This is a genomic window from Mycobacterium sp., from assembly GCF_049683935.1.
In the GTDB taxonomy this organism is placed as follows: domain Bacteria; phylum Actinomycetota; class Actinomycetes; order Mycobacteriales; family Mycobacteriaceae; genus Mycobacterium.
Window position 1 is genome coordinate 1 of sequence record NZ_JBAUJR010000387.1, and the last position, 2,855, is coordinate 2,855.

At 67.9% G+C, this 2,855-nt stretch carries 2 protein-coding genes; both read right to left on the minus strand.

Annotated features, from left to right (window positions below):
* The coding region (locus WA965_RS22310; RefSeq protein ID WP_526448084.1) for a dynamin family protein at positions 1 to 1,407 on the minus strand (1,407 nt) is incomplete at its 3' end.
* A gap of 28 nt (positions 1,408 to 1,435) precedes the next feature.
* On the minus strand, positions 1,436 to 2,855 hold a 1,420-nt coding region (iniA, locus tag WA965_RS22315), incomplete at its 5' end, for an isoniazid-induced dynamin-like GTPase IniA (protein WP_526448083.1).

Consider the following 2,855-nt stretch of genomic DNA (forward strand, 5'->3'; position numbering starts at 1 on the left):
GAGCGGATGCTCCGCGCGCCGACGCCAGCGCTGAGCTGCGGCGAAGGCGGCGCGGGGCCCGTCGTCGAGGGCCTCCGGTTGCAGTCCCAACCGGCTGGCCGCATCGGTACCGGACCCGCCGATCAGCCGACGCAGCGAGGCCATTTCGTCGGGGTTGAGGGTGGCCGGCCGGGACCGCAACTGGCTGAGCAGGCGAAGCTCCTCGAACGCGTGGGTGTCGGCCAGCAACGGGTCGATGTCGGCGAGTATCTGGGCCGTCGCGTACACCGGGTGCAGTTGCACGAACTGTCGCAGCGACAACAACGCGGTGTGCGCCTTGAGCAGGTCCGAGCGTTGGGCGAACTGCTGATCGATGACGTCGCGCAGTTCGACGAGGCCGCTGCGCTCGAGCAGTTCGTCGGCCAGCGCCACCGAGTCGCTCACCCCGGCGCGCAGCACGGCGATGGAGATCCGGATACCGAACATGCCGAAGCGGTCCAGCAGCGCGGCCCGGGTGGCGGCGTCGACAGGCAGCGAGTCATCATCGCGGACGAAGCGATCCACCGACAGCATCGCCTTCGTCAGGTCGGCGCCCTCTACCCCGGCGAGCTTCTGCAGCGCCACGAACTCGTTCTGCCGCAGCGTGCGGGCGGTCAGCGCCAGCAGCCCCGACACCGGCACCACGGCCTGGCAGATGCCGGTGCGGTCCATCTCGGTGGTGAACCGCTGGGCGACGTCCTTCGCCGACATCATCGCGTCGATGCGCCCCGCACCGATTTCATCGGCCCGCGACGCCACCCCGATCACCCCCAGCGCGCCGGAGGAGCCGCCGACGAGTTGACCGATCTGCTTGAGCAGCGCGATGTCGGCGGCGTTGAGGGTGCGCAGCAGGAAGACGACGGCATCCACCCGTGGGACGCCGTCCTCAGGTACCAGCAGGCGCAGCGTGCGCGCCGACACGTCGCGGGACAGCGACGAGGTCCCCGGCGTGTCGATGATCGTGGCGTCGGTGAGTTCGGCCGCGGGCCATTCGACATCGAGGTCGATGACGTCGTCGGGATCGAGCATGGCGAAGTCGAACGTCAGGCCCCGATCGTGCGGGTCCCGGGCGATCGGCACGTTGGACCGTCGGCCACCGCGGTGATTGGCAGTGACCTTGGGTGTCGGTCCGTGCCGGAACCACGTGACGATTCGAGTGGCCTCGGTCGCGTCGGTGGGCGCGATACCCTCGCCGACGAGGGCGTTGACCAGCGTGGACTTACCTGCCTTGAGGGTGCCGGCGAGCGCGATGCGCATCGGCTGGTTGAGCCGGCGGCCGATGAGTTCGAGCCCGTTGTGCACATCGGGACGCTGCCGGTATGCGGGGTCGGCCCGGTAGGCCGCGGTGGTGCCACCCAGGATCGCCCGCACGTGATCGCTTGTGCTCAGGGTTCGCCCGTTTCGAGTTGCCCGACAACTAACCCCCCGAGCTTAGTGACCCCGCAGGCGAGACCAGCTTGTCGGCGTGGTCGATGACCTGCCGCAGGATGTTGAGCTGACGCTCGAGTTCCTTGACCCGGGTGTTTCGCTCGTCCTCCTGCATCTTTGCCGCGGCGAGCGTGGCCTGCAGCGACTCGTTCAGCGAACGCGTGGTCTGGTTGGCGATCTCGCGGTAGTGATCACGCAGCTGACGCTGGATGCCCTTGAGCCGGTCGCGGGACTCCTTGCCGACCACAAACGCGACGTCGTCGACGAACCGGCGCACGGCGGTCTTGGCGTCGTTGCGGATCCGCAGCATCCGGTTCTCCATGTCCTCCTTGTAGGCCTTGCGACCGAGGATGAAGCCGGCGCCCAGCGACAGTGGGTTGAACATGCCCAGCCCGGCGAAGGAGGTCAGCATGCCGAACATCAGCACCCCGCCGTACGAGCCGCGCATCCCGGTGACGATCTTGTGGCCGACCTTCAGAGGCTTGGCCTCCAACTGGGCCAGCGAGTTGAACTCGCCGAATTCGGCACCCATGTCCCGCGCGTCGATCGCCGGCATCCGCACCGCGTCTAGCCCGGCCTCCATGAAGGTGCGCGCCACTTCGGCTGCCAGTGCCTCGGCACGCTGGTACGCCCACACGAAGTTGTCGCCCACAGCGGTGGCGACCGAGTCCTCGAGCTCGGCGCCGATCTCGGCCCAGTGCAGCGTCGGATCACCGGCGTCGATGACCCGCTCGGTGTGAAACGTGATGTTGCGGAAGCGGTTCCGCAGGTCATGATCCACGTCGGCGGTCAGGTCGGCGATGCCGTCGCTGAGGACCTGCTGCCACAGCGCGGTGTGCTGCAGAGCTTCCTGCGCTTCCTGCTTGCGGCGTTCGAGGTCTGCGGTCAGGTTCTCCCTGGCCTGCGGATCGGTGAACGACGAAAGCTCCGACTCCACAGCCATCTTCAGATGCCCCGCGGCGGCACGCACTTCACCGACCACCTGATCGCGCACGCGGTCGTTCTGGCGCGAGAGCACATTTTCGGACAGGAACTTCACGATGGCGGGGAAGTTCGACTCCTCGTTGAGTTCTTTGTCGTTGAGCTGCACGGCGTGGCTGCGCAGCGTCGAGGACGCCGGGATCATCGGCGTGGTGAGGCCGGCGCGGCGCAGATGGGCGGCGTTGGCATCGGCCACCCGGCGCCAGTGTGGGTACAGATCGGTTTTGGTCGCGACGATCACAGCGACCGGGCAGACCTCCAGAGCCTGCCGCATGAACGTCATCTCGGGTTCGGTGAACTCCTGGCTGGTGTCGCTGACCATCAGCATGGCCTCCGCGTCGGGCAGCAGGCCAAGCGTCGCCGACAGATGCGGCTGGCCATGGCCGCCGACACCCGGGGTGTCGATGAACGCCAGCCCGCCCTTCAGC